The following is a 22,030-nucleotide window of genomic DNA, read 5'->3' on the forward strand; positions in this document are numbered from 1 at the left end:
AGATAATTATTATGCAGTCAACTTCTACTCTACTTAGCCTTTCGATCTGGTTACCGATAGCCTTCGGTATCTTCATACTGGCATTCGGGCGCGATAACAATCCAGCTCTGGTGCGCGGTGTTGCGCTGATCGGTTCTATCTGCAGCTTTATCGTGACGCTGCCTTTGATCAAGCTTTTTGACAATACTGCACACGGTATGCAGTTTGTTGAAAAACATAGCTGGATAGAACGCTTCAATGTGTTCTATGCATTGGGCATAGACGGTATCTCTTTGTGGCTGGTGCCTCTGACAGCTTTCATCACCGTGATCGTGGTCATCGCCGCCTGGGAAGTCATAGAAAAACAGGTTTCCCAATATATGGGTGCCTTCCTGATTTTGTCAGGCTTGATGATAGGCGTGTTCTGCGCGACTGACGGCATGTTGTTCTATGTCTTCTTTGAAGCCACGCTGATCCCTATGTATATCATCGTCGGTGTCTGGGGTGGCCCGAACCGTGTGTATGCTGCGTTCAAGTTTTTCCTATATACCTTGATGGGTTCTCTGCTGACACTGATAGCCATTATCTACCTGTATCTGAAAGCCGGTCATTCCTTTGATATTCTGGTATGGCATAAACTGCCTTTACCATTGACAACTCAGATCATGATTTTCTGCGCCTTCCTGATGGCGTTTGCAGTCAAGGTACCTATGTGGCCAGTACACACCTGGTTGCCAGATGCCCACGTTGAAGCGCCGACTGGTGGTTCTGTCGTGTTGGCAGCCATCATGTTGAAACTGGGTGCTTATGGCTTCCTGCGTTTCTCTTTGCCTATCGCACCTGACGCCAGCCATTACATGGCAGGTTTCATGATCACGCTGTCGTTGATCGCCGTTATTTATATCGGCCTGGTAGCACTGGTACAAAAAGATATGAAAAAGCTGGTGGCGTATTCTTCGATTGCGCATATGGGCTTTGTGACTCTGGGCTTCTTCATGTTCAACGACATGTCAGTGCAGGGCGCTATCGTACAAATGATTTCTCACGGCTTTATCTCTGGCGCGATGTTCCTGTGTATCGGTGTCTTGTATGACCGCGTACATTCCCGTGAAATTGCTGACTACGGTGGTGTGGTCAATACCATGCCTAAATTTGCTGCCTTGTTCGTGTTGTTCTCCATGGCTAACTGCGGCTTGCCGGCAACTTCTGGTTTCGTTGGCGAGTTCATGGTCATCCTGGGTGCAGTCCAGTTCAATTTCTGGATAGGCATGCTGGCAGCAACGGCTCTGATTTTTGGTGCGGCTTACTCTTTGTGGATGGTCAAGCGCGTGGTGTTTGGCAATATCACGAATGAACATGTAGCCCATCTGAGCGACTTGAACAAACGTGAATTCTTCATGCTGGGTGTGTTGGCAATAGCGGTATTGGTGATGGGTTTGTATCCAGCACCATTTACAGATGCAATGCAGGTGTCGGTAGCTGATCTGTTGCGACATGTGGCAGTCCCTAAGCTGATACCTTGACCGGGAATTTGGATACGCAAGCCACGGCAGTCTGCATCAGATAGTTGTGGCAGCAGATCAATGCTAGTAAAAATTGAATAATATGAACCTGATACCACTTTACCCTGAAATCTTTTTGCTGCTGGCGATTTGCGGCATCTTGCTGACTGATATGTTTTTGCCGGACAGCAAACGCAATGTGACGTATGCGCTCAGCATACTGGCATTGACGATCTGTGGTGTCCTGACAGTGGTATTCGCTGATCCGGTGAAGTCGGAATACGTCAGTAACAATATGTTTGTTTCTGACCCTATGGCCGTACTGCTGAAGCTGTTCTCTTATATCGCAGTAGGCGTGACTCTGATTTATTCCCGTCAATACGTCAGCGATCGCGCGATGACCAATACCCACCTTGGCGGTGAGTACTATGTGCTGGCGCTGTTTGCCTTGCTGGGCCAGATGGTGATGATTTCTGGTAATAACTTCCTGGTGATCTACCTTGGTCTGGAATTGATGTCCCTGTCACTGTATGCCCTGGTAGCCCTGCGTCGTGACCATACTGTTTCTACTGAAGCGGCGATGAAGTATTTCATCCTCGGTGCGCTGGCGTCCGGTTTCATGTTGTACGGTATTTCCATGTTGTACGGCGCTACTGGCTCTTTGCAGTTGAATGAAGTTGTTAAAGTCACTGCGACTGCAACAGCGAATAAAACTATTCTGGTTTTCGGTATCGTTTTCCTGGTTGCGGGTCTGGCATTTAAACTGGGCGTGGTGCCTTTCCATATGTGGGTACCTGACGTGTATCAGGGTGCACCAACTGCGGTGACTTTGCTACTGGGCGGCGCACCCAAGCTGGCGGCGTTTGCAATTACCTTCCGTTTGCTGGTAGAGGGACTGTTCCCGTTGGCTGTTGATTGGCAGCAGATGCTGGTGGTGCTGGCGGTCTTGTCGATGGCGATAGGTAATCTGACCGCGATTGCGCAAACTAACTTGAAGCGTATGCTGGCTTATTCCACCATTTCACAAATGGGCTTTATGTTGCTGGGTATGTTGTCTGGCGTGGCAAATGGTAATTCTGACTTGGCAGTCGATGCTTACAGCTCTTCCATGTTTTACAGCATCACTTATGTATTGACGACGCTGGGTACCTTTGGCGTCATCATGCTGCTGGCACGTTCAGGTTTTGAAGCAGAAAACCTGGAAGATCTGAAAGGCCTGAACAAGCGCAATCCATGGTTTGCCCTGGTTATGCTGCTGCTGATGTTCTCGCTGGCTGGTATTCCTCCTATGATGGGCTTCTATGCCAAGCTGTCAGTCTTGCAGGCGGTTTTATCTACTGGCAAATTGTGGCTGGCTATCGTTGCTGTATTGTTCTCGCTGATCGGTACTTTCTATTATCTGCGTATCGTCAAACTCATGTATTTTGATGATCCGGTAGATAATAGTCCTATCGTTGCCAGCGCCGACGTGCGCATGGTATTGAGCGTGAATGGCCTGATCGTCGTGGTCCTCGGCATCTTGCCAGGATCGCTGATGACAGCCTGCGTAAACGCCATTTCCAATACTCTTAAATACTGATACGGCCAGCAGTGGGTAATTCTGCATCTACCTGGCTGATTATCGTGTTGGCAGTTCTCGCTGCCAACCTGCCTTTCTTGAATGAGCGCTGCTTTGCTATCATAGGTTTGCAGCGTTTCGTATTTCTTAAGTCTATTTTCTTTTGGAAATCAGCTTCTTCATCTGCAGTCGATTTGGCTGTTGCTACTCCTGCTGATGAAGATGGCGACGTGAATGCGACACTCAGCACCACGAATGATTCGCCTGTGCGCACTATGCCTGCATATTCTGAGGTGCCAGAATCGAATACGGTTCAGGTCAAGTCGCTGTGGTTGCGCCTTCTTGAACTCATCATCCTGTATTTCTGTGTCGGTGGCATTGCTTTTGTTCTTGAGTCTTCAGCAGGCAACCGCTTCCCACAAGGATGGGAGTTCTATGCGATCAATGCCTGCCTGTTCCTGGTACTGGCTTTCCCCGGTTTTGTGTATCGCTACCTGAAGCGCAATCATGGCTGAGAAAATCACCAGCAAGCTGGATCTGCAAGAAAACAAGATCAGCAGCGAGCTGGTGTATGAGGGCAGTTTTCTGAAGGTCGATAAAGATGTTGTGTCCTTGCCGGATGGACAGACTGCCACGCGTGAATACATACGCCACCCCGGTGCCGTGGTTATCATCCCTCTGTTTGATGATGGCAGCATCCTGCTGGAAAAACAGTTCCGCTATCCCTTACATCAGGTCTTCATAGAATTCCCTGCTGGCAAGATAGATGCAGGTGAAGACCCCTTACTGTGCGCTCAGCGCGAGTTGCGCGAAGAAACCGGCTATACAGCCAGTGACTGGTCTTTCGTCTGCACCATACACAACGCCATCGCTTATTCCGACGAACATCTCGACATCTACCTGGCCAAAGGCCTGACGGCAGGGCAGGCCGCCCTCGATGAAGAAGAGTTCCTCGAAGTATTCACCGCCACCCTGCCAGAGATGCTGGACTGGATTAAATTCGGCCAGATCACCGACGTAAAAACCGTCATAGGCACATTCTGGCTGGAGAAAATCCTGGCCGGTAAGTGGTGATTGCGGGTCGGAATTGCAAAAAGTTTTAAAAACGAAAAGCCGCTGATCAGCGGCTTTTCGCAGTAGAACTTCATTTCAAACAGCATTGTCAAGAAGGTCTGAGTAAGCGTAGCGAGCAACGCAAGTTTGAGTTAAGAAGCGCAGTCGTACGAACGTACGGCGAGCATCGCAGGCTCAAAATTGCGCTGCGCAGTAGCTTAATCAGGCCTTCGACTACATGTTTGGATAATTTGGTCCACCCCCACCTTCAGGCGTCACCCAGACGATATTCTGCGTCGGGTCCTTGATATCGCAAGTCTTGCAATGCACACAGTTTTGCGCATTGATTTGCAGGCGGTCTGCGCCTTCTTCAGTTTTTACGAACTCATACACCCCAGCCGGGCAATAACGCGCTTCCGGGCCTGCGAACTTGGCCAGGTTGACTGCGACTGGTACATCAGCATTTTTCAAGGTCAGATGTATGGGCTGGTCTTCCGCATGATTGGTATTCGAGATAAACACTGACGACAGGCGGTCAAAAGTCAGCTTGCCATCTGGTTTTGGATAAACGATGGGCGTGAATTCAGAAGCAGGGCGCAGGCATTCATGATCTGCCTTGCTGTGATGCAGCGTCCATGGTGCCTTGCCACGCAAGACGACCTGATCCAGCCACACCAGTGGTGAGCCATAAGTACCGCGCTTGAGCAAGGGTTTGACATTGCGCGCAGTATACAACTCTTCATGCAGCCATGATTGTTCAAACGCTGTTGAATAAGCGCTCAGTTCATCGTGTTGGCGGTTGGCTGATACTGCTTCAAATGCGGCAGTGGCAGCCAGCATGCCGGTCTTGATTGCAGCATGACTACCTTTGATGCGGCTCATGTTGAGGAAGCCAGCATCACAGCCTATCAATGCGCCACCTGGGAACACCAGTTTGGGCAGGGATTGCAAGCCACCGGCAGTAATCGCACGCGCACCGTAAGAAATACGTTTGCCGCCTTCAAAGAAAGTGCGGATAGACGGGTGGGTCTTGAAACGCTGGAATTCTTCGTAAGGGGACAGGTAAGGGTTTTCATAGGCCAGGCCAACCACATAACCAACTGCCACCAGATTGTCTTCCAGGTGGTACAGGAAAGAACCGCTGTACTGGTCCATCAATGGCCAGCCTGTCGTGTGCACCACCAGGCCAGGCTTATGCTGCTTGGGATCGATTTCCCACAATTCCTTGATGCCTATGCCATAGGATTGCGGGTCTTTGCCCTTGTTCAAATCGTATTTGGCAATGACTTGCTTGCCCAGATGGCCGCGTGCGCCTTCGGCAAACAAGGTGTATTTCGCATGCAGTTCCATGCCGAGCTGGAAAGAAGAAGTTGGCTGACCGTGGCGATCTACACCCATATTCCCAGTCGCAACACCTTTGACGGAACCATCTTCGTTATACAAGACTTCTGCCGCAGCAAAGCCTGGGAATACCTCTACGCCCAGCGCTTCGGCCTGCTGGCCCAGCCAGCGCGTCACATTGGCCAATGAAACGATGTAGTTGCCATGATTCTCGAAACAGGCTGGCAGCATCCAGTTAGGTGTGCGGTAAGCCTTGGTTTCAGTCAGAACCAGAACGCGGTCTTCAGTAACTTCAGTATTCAGGGGGGCGCCCATTTCCTTCCAGTTAGGAAACAGTTCAGTCAGGGCCTTTGGGTCCATGACGGCGCCAGACAGGATGTGGGCACCAGGCTCACCACCTTTTTCGAGTACGCAGACCGAGACTTCCGTGCCTTTTTCTGCGGCCAGTTGCTTGATCTTGATGGCTGCTGACAGGCCAGCGGGTCCGCCGCCGACGACGACGACGTCATATTCCATCGCGTCGCGTGGGCCGTACTGTTCAAGTATGCTTTGTGTCATGGCTATTTTCACTTTCTGAAGATTTTCGAACGAGCGTGCTTATTTGCTGTCAGCATGTTATCTGCTGTGAATGTATTGCGCAAGCGAGGGTGTGCTCGAATTTTTATTGTTGTGGAAGTACAAAATACTCAGAATTATCGCAGAGCCAACTTTGGTGTGCATCAAGATCATGTGAAATGGCAGGAAAATTTCTGTAAATATCCTTAACTAATTCAAATCCATACAACACAAGCATAATCAGTATGTCATCATAGCGGGTGATAGAGTAGTAAGCTTATTCAAATTATTCGTGGAGAATCAGATGGGCATAGAAGTCAATTTCGAAGGCAAGATTGCATTGATTACTGGTGCTTCCAGTGGCCTTGGTGCGCGTTTTGCAAAAGTCCTGGCACAAGCAGGTGCACAGGTCGTGCTGGCCTCGCGCCGTATAGACAGGCTCAAGGAATTACGTGCCGAGATCGAGTCTGAAGGCGGTGCCGCCCATGTAGTGGCACTGGATGTGACTGACTATGGCAGTATCAAATCAGCGATTGCCCATGCCGAGACTGAGGCTGGCCCTATCGATATCCTGATCAATAACTCTGGTGTATCGACCACACAACGCCTGGTCGATGTGACGCCTGATGATTATGCCTATGTCATGGATACCAATCAGCGCGGTGCCTTTTTCGTGGCGCAAGAAGCGGCCAAGCGCATGATCGCCCGTCACAAGGGTGATCCTAAAAAACAACATCGCATCATCAATATTGCTTCAGTAGCCGGTTTGCGCGTCTTACCGCAAATAGGTATTTACTGCATGAGCAAAGCTGCCGTAGTGCACATGACCAAGGCCATGGCAGTGGAGTGGGGCAAGTACGGTATCAATGTGAATGCAATTTGCCCAGGCTATATTTCAACTGAAATCAATTCAGACTATTTTTCTACCGATGCAGGTCAGAAACTGGTCGATATGCTGCCAAGAAAACGTGTTGGTACACCAGAAGACCTGGATGGTTTGCTGCTTTTACTGGCAGCGGAAGAATCCCGCTTCCTGAATGGTGCCATCGTTACTGCCGATGACGGTATGAGCGTGCAATGATAGAGAACAAGGTCACGGAAAAGAAGCTGGTCTATACCGTCACCATTCCTATCCGGTGGGGCGATATGGATGCCATGGGCCATGTCAACAATACCGTGTATTTCCGTTATATGGAGCAGGCGCGTATTGAGTGGCTGAGCATGATGGGTTGCCTGCCGGATGACAAGGGCAATGGTCCGGTCATCGTCAATGCCTATTGCACCTTCAAGAAGCCCCTGAAATATCCTGGGCAGGTGGAAGTGTGTACCTATATCGGTGCGGCAGGCCGCAGCAGTTTTGAAACCATACAGGAAATGCGTTCAGTCGGTGACGGTTATGCCCTGTATGCCGAAGGTGGGGCCAAAGTGGTGTGGGTATCTGCCGAGACAGGTAAATCCGAGGCCTTGCCTGAAGCCATCAAGCAAAAGCTCAGTGAAATCAAGGTCGCAAAACGTCAATCCAGGACTGCGAAGATCTGAATTACCTCAGTTGTATGATGTGAATGAATCATGAAAGAGGTCGGCCAGGCCCGCCCCCTGTATTTGAGCTTATTGCAGCGCTCAGCGCATGATGCCCAGCAATTTATGCACAAGTTCACTGGATGTCGCTGAATTGAATTTGCGCATGAGTTTGGCCCTGTGCATTTCCACTGTTCTGGGGCTGAGGTCTATCTGGCGGGCAATCAGTTTGCTGGTCTTGCCTTCTACCAGCAGCGCCGCAATTTCGCGTTCTCTTGGTGTCAGTTCGGCGGTGACAGAGCGTTTTGCACTGAGGTCTTCAAAAGTCCAGATGCCGGCAGCATGGGGGTTGTCCTTGTTCAGGCCACGGCCAGAGACGTGGCACCAGAACAGCTCCTGATTGGCGCGTTTCATGATGCGCTCATCAGAGTAATAGCCCTTGGCATTCATGATGGGCGTGATCCTGGCCCCGGTACGTTCAAATTCGTCGGGACTGGGGTAAAGTACCAGGAATGACTGACCCAGCAATTCATCTTTTTGATAGCCAAACATTTTAGCCAGATCATCATTGCAAGCCTGGATAATACGGTTTTGCGACACGCACATACCGACAGGTGCATGTTGAAATATGGATTCAAAATCGATGGGCTGTGCGGCATTCATTTCTGCGGTCCACTGACAGGTTTCTGGTAAAGGCGTATTTTTACGGTATTGCGCAGTATAACGCAGCATCATATCCTGTAAGACTAATGATTTGCGTGGCTGCGGGTCGTGTGTTGGTAGTATGTTGCATGCAGCCATTTGACAAAAGAAATATCGATTTACAACCTGGAGAGGGGACAATATGGACAAAGTTTATCCTGACGCAGCCAGTGCTCTGGCTGGCATTATCAAGGACGGCCAGACTATCGCTGTTGGCGGTTTTGGTCTGTGTGGCATACCTGAGGCACTGATCGCTGCCTTGCGCGATTCCGGTGTCAAGGAATTGACCGCCATTTCAAATAACGCTGGCGTAGATGGCTTTGGCCTGGGCCAGTTGCTGACGACCCGTCAGATCAAGAAAATGATTTCATCCTATGTTGGTGAAAACAAGGAATTCGAACGCCAGTACCTGGCTGGCGAACTTGAGTTGGAATTCACGCCTCAAGGTACTCTGGCAGAAAAACTGCGTGCTGGCGGTGCCGGTATCCCAGCCTTTTTCACCAAGACCGGTGTAGGCACGATAGTTGCCGACGGCAAGGAAATCCGTGAATTCGATGGCCAGAAATATGTGATGGAACGTGCTTTGGTATCTGACGTATCCCTGGTCAAGGCCTGGAAAGCCGACAAGGCAGGCAACCTGGTGTATCGCAAGACAGCGCGTAACTTCAATCCCAATGTGGCAATGGCTGGCAAGATCACCGTGGTCGAGGTTGAGGTGCTGGTAGAAATTGGTGAGCTGGATCCGGATGAAGTCCACACACCAGGCATTTTCGTGCAACGTATTGTTGTCAATGCCAATCCAGAAAAACGTATAGAACAGCGTACCGTACGCCCATCGAATTAAGATAGCAGGAGACAAGACATGGCATGGAATCGTGATGAAATGGCTGCGCGTGCAGCACAAGAATTGCAAGACGGCTTTTACGTCAATCTGGGCATAGGTTTGCCTACCCTGGTCGCCAACCATGTACCGCAAGGCATGGAAGTCTGGCTGCAGTCAGAAAACGGCTTGCTGGGCATAGGCCCATTCCCGACTGAAGAAGAAGTGGATCCCGACATGATCAATGCCGGCAAGCAAACCGTAACAACTTTGCCCGGTTCATCCATATTCAGCTCGGCTGACTCTTTCGCCATGATACGTGGCGGCAAGATCAATCTGGCTATTCTTGGGGCGATGCAGGTCAGCGAACATGGCGACCTGGCCAACTGGATGATACCTGGCAAAATGGTCAAAGGCATGGGCGGCGCGATGGACCTGGTAGCGGGTGTAGGTCGTGTTGTAGTGCTGATGGAGCATGTTGCCAAGGGCGATGCCCATAAAATCCTGAAGGCTTGCAATCTGCCATTGACGGGCGTGGGCGTGGTCAACCGCATTATCACGGACCTCGGCGTTATTGACGTTACCCCAGCGGGCTTGAAACTGGTTGAGCTGGCCAGCGGCGTCAGCAAGGAAGAAATCATCGCCAAGACAGAGGCCCCACTGGATGTCAGTGCTGTTGCCTGAGTTGCTGGATTGATGATGCATAGTCTTTGATGCAAAAGCCGATGTTGTCAACATCGGCTTTTTTGTTTTCCTTGCGATGCCAGCAAGGTTTATTTTTTTTGTGGCATAGGCGGTGGTTTAACGTCGCCGCAGTCACTGCCTATGAACTTGCCGGTTGTTTCCATGTGTTGTGAAATGGGCTGTCCATGAGACACGCCTTTGAAATCATAGATGGAAGTCATGCTATCGGGCGTGTAACTACCTTTGATCGTGCCATTACCCTTCATTTCAGGCATGTCACATACAACCTCTCCTGAATAAATACTACCGGAATGAGTGAAGTTTTTACTCTGGCATTGTTGGTCGCGGCCACCTGAAGGTGGCTTGTCCTGCTCTACCATTTCCTTGGTGAGGCAAACCTTATGCGTCATCCCGCCATTTTGCATGTCAGGGATTTTGATGCCCATCTGCTTCATCTTCTCCAGTTGTTCTGGCGGAATCTTGGGCATGGCTTTTATGGCATCTGACTTCATGGACATTTCCCACAGGCCGGGTTTCATTCTGTCTGCAGCAAAACAAGTGCCAGTCGTTAAAAGTATGGCTGACACGCCAGCCAGACGTACAAAAACATGCATGGGAGCTCCCCGTTCGATGGTGTAATGGCACTATACATCTGAAAAAATTGGGACGAAAGCAGAAAATAAGATGTCTGTCGCATTCTAGTCGCGTTACATAAATGTTCAGTATCAGCTCAATAGTGAATTGGCTGGCCATGCTGGCACGTTTATTCCAACGAATCCCGCGGATATTGCCTCTATTGGCGGTCTTTTGCTAAGACGTCCGTACAATTTACTCATAGGCGCGGAGACGCTTTTGTCTAAGTTGTTTTGCCTAAAAAATAAGCATTTATGCAGTTAACAATGATTTTAAGCCCAACGAACGGTAAAATGTCGTCATAAAGAATGTAAAAATACTGTTCACGAGGAAAATCCATGCAGGCCAGACGCAAATCAGTGCAATGTATCTCGCCTACCGGCTTGCACGCCATGTCATACAAAGAGTGGGGTGACCCGCTTAATCCCAGGGTCCTGGTCTGTGTTCACGGTGTGACACGGGTAGCTGAGGACTTTGATTCCCTGGCCGTGGCATTATGCGATGAGTACCGGGTGGTATGCCCTGATGTAGTAGGGCGTGGCTATTCAGGCCGTTTGCGCAATCCCATGCATTATCAGATTCCGCAATATGTCAGTGACATGGTCAGCTTGCTGGCCAGACTGGACGCACAGACCGTGCACTGGTTTGGTACTTCCATGGGTGGTTTGATAGGCATGAGTCTTGCGAGCTTGCCTGACAGCCCTATCAAAAAACTGATCCTGAATGATGTGGGGCCCGTGCTTAATCCAGATGCGCTGGTCAGGATAGGCGACTACATAGGCCAGGATGTGCGCTTTGACAGTTTTGAGGAAGCGCAAGCCTATATCAAGGCGATCTCAATTTCCTTTGGCCCGCATAGTGAGGCTCAGTGGGAAAAACTGGCGAGAGATGTATTGCGTCAAAACGAGCAGGGGCAATGGGTGCGACACTATGATCTGGGTCTCGCGCAGCCTATCAAGGCCAGCACGCCGGAATTGGCTGCAATTGCGCAGACCATGCTGTGGGCAGCGTATGATGCAATAAGTTGCCCGACCTTGCTGGTGCGTGGCGCAAAGTCAGATTTGCTGACGGCTGAATCAGCGCAGGCGATGACGCAGCGTGGCCCGCGCGCCCGGTTGGTGGAATTTGCCGGCGTGGGACATGCACCGACGTTTGTGCAGCCGGAGCAGATAGCGGTAGCTGTTGATTTTTTATTGAACCAAGAATAAGTTGAAAAATAGAGTCAAAAAATGAGTATCCAAAGATTTCATGTAGGCCCACGTTTGTCCGAAACCGCGATTTTTAATAAAGTCGTGTATCTGGCCGGGCAAATCCCTGATGATGCCAGCCAGGATATAGCAGGACAAACATCGCAAGTACTGGCCCATATCGACCGTTTGCTGGTCGAAGCAGGCAGCGACAAATCGCGCATCCTTAGTTGCCAGATATTTTTATCTGACATCAGCCTCATCGGTGGTATGAACCAGGTGTGGGACGCCTGGGTTGGACAAGGCAATACACCACCGCGTGCCACGGTAGAAGCTAAATTGGCCAATCCTGCCTGGCTCATTGAAGTCGTTGTCACTGCAGCACAGATATAAATCATATGGTATCAATCTCGACCACAGCAACTGAAGCAGCTTTGCTGGAAGGCTTGTCCGAAGCCGACGCAGAGCGCGTCATCGCGGCGCTGGAATACGTCACCCCCTTGTATGCGAACAAGTGCGTCGTCACAGAGCAAAATGCCCTGCAATTTGTGAATGGCGTGGTGGCGACGCTGGCCATGTTGCGTACCGATGTTGATACCCGTATCGCTGCCATCCTGTTTGAATTGCCAGAGCTGAACCCGATTGCGGCAGAGCAGATAGAAATCCGCTTCGGCAAGGAGATCGCTGATCTCGTTACCGGCATACGCCGCTTGATGAAGCTGCGTGAAGCCGCTTTGACGCAGCATGATGTAGGCCGTGGTAAGGACGCTGCTGAAAAAGCCGCGAGCCAGATGGAAACTCTGCGCAAGATGGTGCTGGCCATGGCCACCGATATGCGCGTGGTGCTGGTGCGCCTGGCATCGCGGGTGACTACCTTGCGTTATTTTGCTGAATGCAAGCGCGAAGATGGCGCGGCCCAGCAATATGCCAGCGAAACCATGGACTTGTATGCGCCGCTGGCAAACCGCCTCGGCGTATGGCAGCTCAAATGGGAACTGGAAGATCTGTCCTTCCGTTTCCTGGAGCCGCAACAATACAAACGCATTGCCAAGATGCTGGAAGAAAAGCGCCTGGAGCGCGAGAGTTTTGTCGTCAATGCGATAGAAAGACTGAACAAGGAATTGCAGATAGCCGGTGTCAAGGCTGAAGTATCGGGGCGACCAAAGCATATCTATAGCATCTGGAAAAAAATGAAGGGCAAGTCAGTCAACTTTGATGAGTTGTATGACGTGCGTGCCTTCCGTGTCATCGTCGATGACATCAAGGATTGTTACACCGTTTTGGGCATGGTTCACAACGCCTGGGTGCCAATACCCAAAGAGTTTGACGACTATATTTCCCGCCCCAAACCGAATGGCTATAAATCATTGCATACGGTTGTTGTGGTAGAAGATGGCAGGCCGCTGGAAGTGCAGATACGTACGCGTGAAATGCACCAGTTTGCTGAATATGGTGTGGCGGCTCACTGGCGTTATAAAGAGTCCGGCGGCTCGAATTTCTCAGCGCAGGAATACGATGAAAAAATTGCCTGGCTCAGGCAATTGCTGGCCTGGAAAACTGATGTCACCGATGTCGTCGTCGAGCAAGAAGAGTTGCAGCGCGAGTGGGTAGAAAAACTCAAGGCCGCCAGCCTGGACGACAGAATTTATGTACTGACCCCGCAAGCCCGCGTCATAGAATTGCCCTGCAATTCCACCCCGGTAGACTTTGCCTATCACCTGCATACCGATGTTGGTCATCGCTGCCGTGGCGCACGGGTTGATAATGTCATGGTGCCGTTGAACACGCCGCTGCAAAATGGTCAGACGGTAGAGATTATTACGCTTAAGGTTGGCTCTTCCCAGGCTGGCCCATCACGTGACTGGCTCTCGCCAGATTATTCTGCCAGTACCCGTACCCGCACTAAAATTCGCGCCTGGTTCAATGCCATCGATCAGGAAGAGACACTGTCGAATGGCCGTGCCCTGGTTGAAAAGACTTTGCAACGCGAAGGCAAGACCGCAGTTAATCTTGAAGAACTGGCGCGCAAGCTGGGTTTTGCAGATGTCAATGATCTTTTCCTGTCCGTTGGCAAAGATGAATTCAGTCTCAGGCAAATCGAAACAGTCTTGCGTGAGAATGTGGCGGAAGTTGAGCCGGATGAACTCAGCTTCACCAACAAGAGCCGTGCATCCAGCGTTACGCAAGGTGCCAAATCCGGTGTGCTGGTGGTCGGCACTGAAGGCTTGATGACGCAACTGGCGCGCTGCTGCAAACCAGCACCACCAGATGATATCGTCGGCTTTGTCACGCGCGGCAAAGGTGTATCCATACACCGCCTGAGTTGCAAGAATTTTGCCGAGATGCGCAATAAGGCACCTGAGCGTGTCATACAAACTACCTGGGGTGATCACGGAAGGGACACGGTTTACCCGGTCGATATCTTCGTGCTGGCGCAAGACCGCCAGGGTTTGCTGCGTGATATTTCTGAAGTGTTTTCCCGTGAAAAAATCAATGTCATCGGCGTCAATACCCAGAGTGCAAAGTCACAAGCGCGCATGTCATTTACTGTGGAAATAGGCGGTACCACGCAGTTGCAAAAGGCGCTGCATGTGTTGCATGAAGTCAGTGGTGTGCTTGAAGTACGCCGGAATTGAATATCAGTAATTTGAGCTAACTGTCTTTTGAGGGACGTTGCTGTAGCTAGGTTCTCAAAGAATGAGAAGTTAATTTTTTTGAGAGTTTTTTGAAATCAGGCAGACGTATCACTTGCCAGTGCTTGCACCAGTGCGATTTTTAATGCACTGGCAGTGAGTGGTTTGTGTAATAGCAGGGCAGCATGTCCCTGGGCTTCGCGCAGGCGTTCGGGATGGGTGTCGCCAGTAACGATGATGGCTGGCAAGACCAGTTTTTTATCAGGCATATTTATGCTGATTGCCTGGCGCACGGCATGGATAATGTCACCGCCGGTAACGCCGCCACGCAGGCGATAATCTGTGACTAGCACGTCAGGTACATCCTCAGTAGTTCTTGCCAGCGCGTCTTCCATTCCCTCTGCAAGCTTGACCTGGCAACCCCAGCTTTGCAATACCGCATGCAACCCGGCCCGCACGGCTTCATCATCATCCACCACCAGTACATGAACTCCTAACAGAGGTAAGCTGTTTTCACTGGTTTCGGCATAAATCAGTTGCTGTTCATTGACATGACGCTCGATCTTGCGCATGGCTTGCAGCGGCAGCACCAGTGAAAACACTGAACCCTTGCCTGGCCGGGAGGCAACTTCGATTTTGGCCCCCAGGCTGCGGGCCAGGCCTTCAGCTATTGCCAGGCCCATGCCCAGGCCTTTGCGATGGTCTCTTTCTACATTACCTAATTGATGGAATTCACGAAAGATTTCTTCATGCTTGTCAGCCGGTATGCCTATGCCAGTATCCCACACCTGCAGCATGACATATTGCTGCCTGCGCCGCGCGGCGACCAGCACGCCGCCACTTTGGGTATACCGCAAGGCATTGCTGACCAGATTGCGCAAAACCAGCGCAATCAGCTGTGGGTCGCTGTCTATCCATATATTGCTGGGCCGGGTGCGGTACAGCAGGTTTTTCTTGTAGGCTTGCGGGCCAAATTCTTCACCCAACTGATTCAGTATGCTCATCAAGTCCATGCGTCTTTGTTGAGGATTCAGGACGCCAGCTTCTATACGAGAAAAATCGAGCAGGGTTTGCAGCATTTCACTGGCGGCGAGGTTGGCTGCAGTGGCGTGCTGTACCATGGCTGCCTGCCTGGTATTGAGGCCAGAACTTCCCAATGCATCCAGGAACAGGCTCAGCGCATAGACAGGCTGGCGCAAGTCATGGCTGGCCGCCGCCAAAAAGCGGGTATTGGCTTTATTGGCGGAGACGGCCAGCGCAGTTTTTTCTTCCAGTTGTTGTACCAGCAGGGTATTTTGCAGACCCAGGCGTATCGAGGCAATGATGGTTTTATGATGATGGCGTGCAAATATCAGCTGGCTGATCAGTAAAATCAGCATGCCAAAACCTATACCCCAATAATAAGAGCCGCCGCCGCGTAGCCAGTAAGTAATGATCTGGGCCAGAAAAGGTGGGATCACCCATATCCAGTACAGAAGCAATGAGGCTGACAATATCGGTACCGCCGCTGCAGCCAGGCCACCAAAGATGGTCAGCATGAACATGGAAAAAGCAAAGTTCTGCGGGTCAAAAAACAGCACTGGCACTGCCACCCACAACAGGCTGAAACCACATATGGAAAGAGTGTAAAAACCTTCTCGTACAGCATACTCGGCAGCCGCATATCGGCAGCGCAACTGCATGAATGCCAACGAGTAGGCCGAGCCTGCCGCCAGCCATTGCCAGGCCAGGCTTTGCTGTGCAGGCAGCAGCAGGCTGATGGTCAGGCTCATCAGCATCATCGTGACCCAATTGCAGCCCATGATCCAGCTAATGCTTGGCGCGACATGTGCATGCAAGGCCTGACGCACACTGCCTGGTGGTAGTCTTGGACTGGCGCTGACGACGGTGTTGATGGCGGTGCTCATGCACTGTCGCTCACTTTAGCAAGCCAAGATCGCGCGCCCGTCTTATGGCTTGCAGGCGGTTGATCACGCCAAGGCCATTGAGCAGGGCGGTGACATGGTTCTTGACGGTTTTTTCTGACAGGCCCAGTTGCAGGGCGATGTCACGATTCGTCATGCCTTTATCCAGCATCAGCAGTACGTCTAGCTGTCTTGCTGTCAGCAAGTTCAATGCTGCTGGCGAGTTTGTGCCGCTAGCGCAGGGAGCGCAAGGAGTGGTCGGTGCACCGCCTGCCAAAGCCAGTTTGACCGCATTGATCACTTCAGACGAAGCCCTGCTTTTGGGTACGAAAGCCGTTGCTCCAAGCTGCGCGATGCGTTGTACGGTCGTCGGTGTTTCATCGGCTGAGACCACGACCACAGGTGCCCGGCCAGCCCGTAGCGACAGGGCATGTATCAGGCTGGCACCATCGGCGTCGGGCAGGCCACAATCAAGCAGGATAGCATCCAGCGGCGTGTGGTATTCAGCCTGCTCCAGTGCTTCAGTCGCCGTGCCCGCTGTAAAGACAGTGGCGCCGCCTGGCAAGGTGGAGACCAGCGTGGCCAGACCTTCTCGCACCAGCGCATGGTCATCGACGATCAGGATTTTATAAGGCATGACAGGCTTTCAATAGCGGCGATAGCACTGCCTGGCTTGCAGGCAAAAACACATATTTATCTCCAGGGACAGGTCATTGCCATCTTATGCAAAGACTGCCGGATGCTCAATAAACCGGGACTTAGGTCCCGGCCAGTCTGCAAGGTGCTTGCTACGCCCTAGTATTCATCCTGCGTCTTTCAGTGCCTGATCTTCTTTGCCGTAGTGGTGTTTGACAAGATCTCTTGACGCATCATCTAAAGTACACCGGGAATATTATAGTTTATTTGTTGTTGAATTTATAATTTAATTGAAGCCTGATTATTAAAAAATCCTTTATAGGAGCACGTTATGAGTACGCATGCAAACGACACGTTGACAAAGGCTGATTGCCAATTGCAACTACAATCTACACTTGAGCCGCTGCTGGATGCTGGTTTTATATCCAGAGATTGCTATACAAAAATTTACTCGGACCTTGAGCGGTTTTATGCGCTGTTGCGTGAAACGCCAGCCAATCCGGAAGATTACTGGGTCGCGTTTCAAAAGGAATTTAATTTCATTCATCCAGGGCAGGACCCAATCAAAGTGCCGATGAATGCGGCTAATCTTTGCCCGGAACCACGCCCATTGCTGAGGGCCGCGAATGAGTTGAGGTTTGAGCTTAACCGCAATGTCGCCCAGCAAACGAGGATGAGGGGTGGCTTGCGGGCAAGGCAGTTTGACGAAGCCCGTGCCGCACTGGCTAGAAGTGTGAAAATTGCTGTGCCAAAGAATCTCGCCATCGTGCGCAATGCCAGTGAAGCAAACAATGCCATCAATGGTGGTTACCGTAAATGGAGCGCACTTGGCAGCAGAAGGGATAATGTCATCCTGTGGGATCAGAATCATCCAACCAATCTTGCTGCATGGGAATTGCGTGGCGGCAGAAAAATAATACCTGGCCAGCCAGCCCCAGACCCGGTTGGTCATGTGTTCGATATCCATATGGTCGTGCTACCTCCCAATGTCACGCCGGACCAGGTTGCACAACATTTCATCCGGCATATCAATGAAAGTACCCGCTTCATCTCTTTCTCTGAGACGTCGAACGGCAATGGCGTACGTATCCCTGAAGTTGCGATACAGGCGATCTGGAACCACGTGTCCAGCGATCCTCGATATAGCAATTGCCACATACACATCGATGGCACCATGGCGTTTGGTGCACGTCAACTCGATTTTTCCAGGCCCTTCTGCCACAGCTTTGTGTCCAGTTGCCATAAATGGTTTCTGGGGCCAAAAGAAACCGGCATTCTGTATATCGATCCGGCCAAGGCAATAAACTTTGAGCCGAACATTTTTGCTTACGACTACAAAATAGACATCCTCAACTGGAACGACCTGCCAAAGACTGCCGAGCGCTTTGAATTGCTGGGGCAGCGTGATGACGTCAACATCATCACTTTGCTCTGGACAGAATTAATGTGGCAGAACATAGGATATAGCCGCGCCTATAGCCGGGTGACTCAACTGGCCAGCAAATTGATCACTGACCTCAGAGAATGTAAATGGGGAGTCACTACGCCTACCAACCCAGCCATGAGCCTGGGAGTAGTCTGGGTTGACATACCGTCAGGGTCGCAAACGACGAAACTCAGCGATGAGCTTTATGCGAATGGCATTGCTGCTTCGTTTTCTCCAATAACAGATCGCAGAACTGAAACCCGCATCAGGTTTTGCCCGCACATCTACAATACTTTTGCGGACATCAATCATGCTGTTGATATCATGAATAAATGGCGCGGGCCTGTTCGGTGATCCGGTATGTACACTGGCCTGTATGCTGCTATAAAAAATTAATTCTGTGTCAGGAGGAGATTAATTTTTAAACGAGAATGAACTTTATTGCTGTGACTGAGATGCCGGGCAAGACGAGCTTGTTTTGCCCGGCTGTCTTTCAAAAAGGAGTTCTGATCAAAGCTGAAGCGCAAGCGCAAAATTGCGTCATTCCTCCTCTTCACTCACTTCCGCCTGCAAGGTAATGTGATCAATGCCATGCTTGCTGAGCAGCATGGCCTTCACGCTATCGAGTATGCGCGGCCAGGCGCTGAGGTCTTCGATTTCGAGATGGCCGATCAGGGCAGGGTAGCCGGGTGACATTTCCCAGACATGCAAGTCATGCACTGACAGTACGCCATTGATGTCTTCGAGGTCGGCACCGATTTGCACATAGTCTATGTGATGTGGCACACCTTCCATCAGAAAGTGATAAGACTCCTTTAACACTGAGAAAGTGGATTTCAAAATCAGCAACGAAACAAAAATCGACAAGATGGGGTCGATTTGCATCCAGCCAGTTTTGTAGATGACTGCACCAGAGATGATGGCTGCGACAGAGCCCAGCAAGTCACCCATGACATGTACCAGCGCGGCCTTGGTGTTCACGCTGTCTTTGTCATGAGAAAGTACCCAGGCAACCACGATATTAATTGCCAGGCCTATGCCAGCCACCAGCATGACAGTGCCGCCTTGTACAGCTTCTGGAGTGGAGAAGCGTTGTACTGCTTCCTTGCATATCCAGATAATGACCCCCAGCATCACCAGGCCATTGACAAAGGCGGCAAGTGCTTCGGCGCGGCCAAAGCCAAAAGAATTTTTTGCCGTCGGCGGACGCTTGGCGATGATTTGCGCGAGCAGGGCCAGGCCCAGCGCGGCAGCGTCAGTCACCATGTGCCCGGCATCAGAGATCAGTGCCAGGGAGTTGGAGATAAAACCAAACGCGACTTCGACGCCGGCAAAACTCAGGGTCAGGCCCAGGGCCCAGGCGAGGATTTTCTGGCTGCGGTTTTCAAAATAATGTCTGTGCTCGGCATCGCCGCGCCTGTGGTCATGCAAATGTTCGCTGCTCTGATGATGAGAGGGAGAGGTCATGTAGAGTATGGTGCTGTGTTAAATATGGCATTAGTGTAGCCTAAGGCGGGATCATATATATACATGGCAATTTTCCGGATGCTGTTCTTTGAGTTGATAGAGCTAAATAGGCAGCCTTTATATTCAGGTTTATAGGGTTGGTGGAAATATTTTGCCCGAGGGGGCTAGCAATTTTCCTAAAGGCTCTGCTATACTCTTGTTTCTTAGGCGCGTAGCTCAGCTGGTTAGAGCACTACCTTGACATGGTAGGGGTCGTTGGTTCGAGTCCAATCGTGCCTACCAAAGATTTTAAAATTATTAAAACATTATAGTTAAGAGCGAGAAAGGCATCCCTGGTTATGACACCGCGAACTACCACTAAACTGGTTTGGGAGCGACTCTAGTCGAGGATACTTTTCGTTTGAAACAAACTGAAAAAGCACGGCTAGCCGTGCTTTTTTTTCGTCTGCGTTTTTTAGACTCATCCTTTATCTCAATAATCTCAATTATTTTTGTATTTTTTCCGCTTTGGAGAGTGACATGGTTTCAGTAAAACTTCCTGATGGTTCGCAACGACAATTCGATGCGCCGGTAACGGTGGCGCAAGTTGCTGCCAGCATCGGTGCTGGCCTGGCAAAAGCTGCTCTGGCTGGCCGCGTCAATGGCAAGCTGGTCGATACCTCGCATCTGATTGATGCTGATGCGGATCTCGCCATCGTCACGGACAAGGATGCTGATGGCCTCGAGGTGATACGTCACTCTACTGCTCACTTGCTGGCCTATGCCGTCAAGGAATTGTATCCAGATGCGCAAGTCACTATTGGTCCGGTCATCGAAAATGGTTTTTACTATGACTTTTCCTACAAGCGCCCATTTACTCCAGACGATCTGGTGGCGATAGAAAAGAAAATGGCTGAGCTGGCAAAAAAAGACGAGCCAGTCACTCGCAAGGTTTTGCCGCGTGATGAGGCTGTTGCCTACTTCAAATCCATCGGCGAAGCCTATAAGGCCGAGATCATAGAATCAATTCCTGCTGATCAAGATGTGTCGTTATATACAGAAGGCAATTTCACTGACTTGTGCCGCGGTCCGCACGTGCCATCAACTGGCAAGCTGAAAGTATTCAAGCTCATGAAGCTGGCCGGTGCCTACTGGCGTGGTGACTCCAAAAACGAGATGCTGCAACGTGTCTATGGTACTGCTTTTGCCAAGAAAGAAGATCAGGAAGCTTATCTGCATATGCTGGAAGAAGCGGAAAAGCGCGATCACCGCAAACTCGGCAAGGCACTGGATTTGTTCCACTTCCAGGACGAGGCGCCTGGCCTGGTGTTCTGGCATGCCAAAGGCTGGACTATCTGGCAGCAAGTAGAGCAATACATGCGCAAGGTCTATCAGGACTGTGGCTATCAAGAAGTTAAAGGCCCGCAAATTCTGGATAAAAGCCTGTGGGGCAAGACTGGTCACTGGGAAAACTATAAAGACAATATGTTTGTCACTGAATCCGAGAGCCGTGAATATGCCTTGAAGCCCATGAATTGCCCTGGTCATGTGCAGATTTTCAATTCTGGCATGAAGAGCTATCGTGATCTGCCTTTGCGCTTCGGTGAGTTTGGTCAATGTCACCGCAATGAGCCGTCTGGCGCCTTGCATGGCATCATGCGTGTGCGTGGCTTTACCCAGGATGACGGTCATATTTTCTGTACTGAAGAGCAAATCCAGGATGAGGTCATGGCTTTCCATCCGCAAGCGATGAAAGTATATGAAGACTTTGGCTTTGAAAAAATCTTCATCAAGCTGGCTCTGCGCCCTGAAAACCGCATCGGCAGTGATGAAATCTGGGGTAAAGCAGAAGCTACCCTGCGTACTGCGCTGAGTTCTTGTGGTGTTGAGTGGGAAGAATTGCCGGGCGAGGGTGCTTTCTACGGTCCCAAGATTGAGTATCACCTGAAAGACAGCCTGGGTCGCCCATGGCAGGTTGGTACCATGCAGGTCGATTTCTTCATGCCAGGCCGCCTGGGTGCAGAATATGTCGCAGATGACAACAGCCGCAAAGTGCCTATCATGTTGCACCGTGCGATTGTTGGCTCGATGGAGCGCTTCATTGGTATCTTGATAGAAAATCATGCTGCTGCCTTGCCTTTGTGGCTGGCGCCAGTGCAGGTTTCTGTCCTGAATATCTCGGAATCGCAGGCGGAGTATTCACAATCTGTTGCAGAAATCCTGAAGAAACAAGGGTTTAGAGTAAATACTGATTTGCGTAATGAGAAAATTACCTATAAAATACGCGAGCATTCCATTCAAAAACTGCCATATATCCTCGTGATAGGCGATAAAGAGAGGGATGCCAATACAGTGGCTGTGCGTACGCGTGGCAATCTGGATCTGGGGGTAATGCCTCTGGACGCCTTTATAGCTCGTTTGAAAAACGAAGTTGAAACCAAGGTTTAACAGAT

The 22,030-nt window shown here is 50.7% G+C and carries 19 protein-coding genes, 1 tRNA gene and 1 pseudogene; 15 read left to right on the plus strand and 6 right to left on the minus strand.

Annotated elements, in window-relative coordinates; translation table 11 throughout:
- Positions 1 to 8 precede the first annotated feature (8 nt).
- The 5 genes and pseudogenes from ACO0LI_RS20650 to ACO0LI_RS20670 all read left to right on the plus strand — a co-directional run bounded on the left by ACO0LI_RS20650 (position 9) and on the right by ACO0LI_RS20670 (position 4,113).
- Positions 9 to 1,502 carry an NADH-quinone oxidoreductase subunit M gene (locus ACO0LI_RS20650; RefSeq protein ID WP_423034957.1) on the plus strand — a complete coding sequence of 498 codons (1,494 nt, stop codon included), beginning with the start codon at positions 9 to 11 and terminating at the stop codon, positions 1,500 to 1,502.
- 82 nt (positions 1,503 to 1,584) lie between these two features.
- The gene (nuoN, locus tag ACO0LI_RS20655; RefSeq protein ID WP_423034923.1) at positions 1,585 to 3,060 is read left to right on the plus strand and encodes an NADH-quinone oxidoreductase subunit NuoN; all 1,476 of its coding nucleotides are present in this window, start codon (positions 1,585 to 1,587) and stop codon (positions 3,058 to 3,060) included.
- Between the two features lie 11 nt (positions 3,061 to 3,071).
- Positions 3,072 to 3,161: pseudogene (locus tag ACO0LI_RS20660) on the plus strand (DUF2818 family protein); the annotation flags it as partial.
- Positions 3,162 to 3,314: 153 nt separating this feature from the next.
- On the plus strand, positions 3,315 to 3,554 hold the full coding sequence (locus ACO0LI_RS20665; RefSeq protein ID WP_423034959.1) for a DUF2818 family protein: 240 nt from the start codon (positions 3,315 to 3,317) through the stop codon (positions 3,552 to 3,554).
- Positions 3,547 to 4,113, plus strand: a complete 567-nt coding sequence (locus ACO0LI_RS20670) for an NUDIX domain-containing protein (RefSeq protein WP_423034925.1) — start codon at positions 3,547 to 3,549, stop codon at positions 4,111 to 4,113. Before ACO0LI_RS20665 ends, ACO0LI_RS20670 begins: the two co-directional genes overlap by 8 nt.
- A 213-nt stretch (positions 4,114 to 4,326) precedes the next feature.
- Here ACO0LI_RS20670 and ACO0LI_RS20675 read toward each other — a convergent pair whose 3' ends face one another.
- Entirely contained in the window at positions 4,327 to 5,949 is a 1,623-nt protein-coding gene (locus tag ACO0LI_RS20675) for an electron transfer flavoprotein-ubiquinone oxidoreductase (protein ID WP_423034961.1), read from the minus strand.
- A gap of 343 nt (positions 5,950 to 6,292) precedes the next feature.
- Between ACO0LI_RS20675 and ACO0LI_RS20680 the strand changes: the two genes are divergently transcribed.
- Both ACO0LI_RS20680 and ACO0LI_RS20685 read left to right on the plus strand, forming a co-directional pair.
- Positions 6,293 to 7,069, plus strand: coding sequence for an SDR family oxidoreductase (locus ACO0LI_RS20680; protein ID WP_422950641.1), 777 nt, complete (start codon positions 6,293 to 6,295; stop codon positions 7,067 to 7,069).
- Positions 7,066 to 7,527: an acyl-CoA thioesterase gene (locus ACO0LI_RS20685; protein WP_422970449.1), complete on the plus strand. Its 462-nt coding sequence runs from the start codon at positions 7,066 to 7,068 to the stop codon at positions 7,525 to 7,527. The genes ACO0LI_RS20680 and ACO0LI_RS20685 overlap by 4 nt, the downstream gene beginning before the upstream one ends.
- An 81-nt stretch (positions 7,528 to 7,608) precedes the next feature.
- Here ACO0LI_RS20685 and ACO0LI_RS20690 read toward each other — a convergent pair whose 3' ends face one another.
- Positions 7,609 to 8,169 (minus strand): LuxR C-terminal-related transcriptional regulator, encoded by a 561-nt coding sequence (locus ACO0LI_RS20690; RefSeq protein WP_423034963.1) that lies wholly within the window; start codon positions 8,167 to 8,169, stop codon positions 7,609 to 7,611.
- Between the two features lie 181 nt (positions 8,170 to 8,350).
- Between ACO0LI_RS20690 and ACO0LI_RS20695 the strand changes: the two genes are divergently transcribed.
- Both ACO0LI_RS20695 and ACO0LI_RS20700 read left to right on the plus strand, forming a co-directional pair.
- Positions 8,351 to 9,052 (plus strand): CoA transferase subunit A, encoded by a 702-nt coding sequence (locus tag ACO0LI_RS20695; protein WP_422950377.1) that lies wholly within the window; start codon positions 8,351 to 8,353, stop codon positions 9,050 to 9,052.
- Between the two features lie 18 nt (positions 9,053 to 9,070).
- Positions 9,071 to 9,712 (plus strand): CoA transferase subunit B, encoded by a 642-nt coding sequence (locus tag ACO0LI_RS20700; RefSeq protein WP_422950376.1) that lies wholly within the window; start codon positions 9,071 to 9,073, stop codon positions 9,710 to 9,712.
- Between the two features lie 89 nt (positions 9,713 to 9,801).
- Here ACO0LI_RS20700 and ACO0LI_RS20705 read toward each other — a convergent pair whose 3' ends face one another.
- On the minus strand, positions 9,802 to 10,326 hold the full coding sequence (locus ACO0LI_RS20705) for a DUF3617 domain-containing protein (RefSeq protein ID WP_423034927.1): 525 nt from the start codon (positions 10,324 to 10,326) through the stop codon (positions 9,802 to 9,804).
- Positions 10,327 to 10,683: 357 nt separating this feature from the next.
- Here ACO0LI_RS20705 and ACO0LI_RS20710 point away from each other — a divergent pair, with 357 nt between their 5' ends.
- Genes ACO0LI_RS20710 through ACO0LI_RS20720 form a run of 3 tightly spaced genes read left to right on the plus strand, consistent with a single transcriptional unit; the run spans position 10,684 to position 14,168 of the window.
- Complete coding sequence (locus ACO0LI_RS20710; RefSeq protein ID WP_423034929.1) at positions 10,684 to 11,553, plus strand: alpha/beta fold hydrolase; 870 nt, start codon at positions 10,684 to 10,686, stop codon at positions 11,551 to 11,553.
- A 21-nt stretch (positions 11,554 to 11,574) separates the two neighbouring features.
- Positions 11,575 to 11,925: a RidA family protein gene (locus ACO0LI_RS20715; RefSeq protein WP_423034931.1), complete on the plus strand. Its 351-nt coding sequence runs from the start codon at positions 11,575 to 11,577 to the stop codon at positions 11,923 to 11,925.
- A gap of 5 nt (positions 11,926 to 11,930) precedes the next feature.
- Positions 11,931 to 14,168, plus strand: a complete 2,238-nt coding sequence (locus ACO0LI_RS20720; RefSeq protein WP_422950373.1) for a RelA/SpoT family protein — start codon at positions 11,931 to 11,933, stop codon at positions 14,166 to 14,168.
- Positions 14,169 to 14,263: 95 nt separating this feature from the next.
- Here the strand turns inward: ACO0LI_RS20720 and ACO0LI_RS20725 are convergent, their stop codons facing one another.
- Together ACO0LI_RS20725 and ACO0LI_RS20730 are read right to left on the minus strand one after the other, a co-directional pair.
- The gene (locus tag ACO0LI_RS20725; RefSeq protein ID WP_423034933.1) at positions 14,264 to 16,072 is read right to left on the minus strand and encodes a hybrid sensor histidine kinase/response regulator; all 1,809 of its coding nucleotides are present in this window, start codon (positions 16,070 to 16,072) and stop codon (positions 14,264 to 14,266) included.
- Positions 16,073 to 16,082: 10 nt separating this feature from the next.
- Entirely contained in the window at positions 16,083 to 16,706 is a 624-nt protein-coding gene (locus tag ACO0LI_RS20730) for a response regulator (RefSeq protein WP_423034935.1), read from the minus strand.
- 330 nt (positions 16,707 to 17,036) lie between these two features.
- Between ACO0LI_RS20730 and ACO0LI_RS20735 the strand changes: the two genes are divergently transcribed.
- Entirely contained in the window at positions 17,037 to 18,485 is a 1,449-nt protein-coding gene (locus tag ACO0LI_RS20735; RefSeq protein WP_423034937.1) for an aminotransferase class V-fold PLP-dependent enzyme, read from the plus strand.
- A 186-nt stretch (positions 18,486 to 18,671) separates the two neighbouring features.
- Here ACO0LI_RS20735 and ACO0LI_RS20740 read toward each other — a convergent pair whose 3' ends face one another.
- Positions 18,672 to 19,598, minus strand: coding sequence for a cation diffusion facilitator family transporter (locus ACO0LI_RS20740; protein WP_423034939.1), 927 nt, complete (start codon positions 19,596 to 19,598; stop codon positions 18,672 to 18,674).
- 205 nt (positions 19,599 to 19,803) lie between these two features.
- On the opposite strand from ACO0LI_RS20740, the gene ACO0LI_RS20745 reads away from it, so the two are divergent.
- Positions 19,804 to 19,880, plus strand: a tRNA-Val gene (locus ACO0LI_RS20745).
- A 237-nt stretch (positions 19,881 to 20,117) separates the two neighbouring features.
- Positions 20,118 to 22,025: a threonine--tRNA ligase gene (thrS, locus tag ACO0LI_RS20750; RefSeq protein ID WP_423034941.1), complete on the plus strand. Its 1,908-nt coding sequence runs from the start codon at positions 20,118 to 20,120 to the stop codon at positions 22,023 to 22,025.
- Positions 22,026 to 22,030: the final 5 nt, after the last annotated feature.

The sequence above is a fragment of the Undibacterium sp. Tian12W genome (genome assembly GCF_049339405.1).
Lineage (GTDB): Bacteria > Pseudomonadota > Gammaproteobacteria > Burkholderiales > Burkholderiaceae_D > Undibacterium.